The following is a 445-nucleotide window of genomic DNA, read 5'->3' on the forward strand; positions in this document are numbered from 1 at the left end:
AAATATATCGATCAATAAATTCTTTTTGCTCATTCTTTCCTGTATTCTCATTGTTTGTTGTCATATTATGGATTTCATTTAAAAAATCAACATCTACCATAGAAATATTACTATTGTCGCTGTATACACCTACACCAGCAATTAAGTTATTGATGTTCGGAAATGTCAATTCCCCTTCGTCTACCGTAAAATCTATTCTTATGAAAAGTCGTTCTGTTCTTCTTCCATCATTATTTGGATCTATGTAATAAAGTTCCCTATTTCTGTGATATAACGTATTTTCGTTAAACCAATCCTCCTCATCCCTCGATTCTGGATACAGGCTGATATTCCACACTAAAGGCTTCAGCTTTTCATCTTCATTTCCATTGCTCTCTTGCGTAATTTTCGTAGGCTCCTCTGCAAAAACAACTGGCGCTAAAGCACCTAGAATCATTAAAGATGC

Annotated in this window: 1 protein-coding gene; it reads right to left on the minus strand. The window is 34.6% G+C overall.

The genetic code is table 11. The features are described from left to right. Positions 1-445 (minus strand): hypothetical protein (locus RCF13_RS11780; RefSeq protein WP_308141212.1); only part of this gene is annotated, 445 nt, incomplete at both ends.

The sequence above is a fragment of the Stenotrophomonas maltophilia group sp. RNC7 genome (assembly GCF_030910085.1).
In the GTDB taxonomy this organism is placed as follows: Bacteria; Pseudomonadota; Gammaproteobacteria; order Xanthomonadales; family Xanthomonadaceae; genus Stenotrophomonas; species Stenotrophomonas sepilia.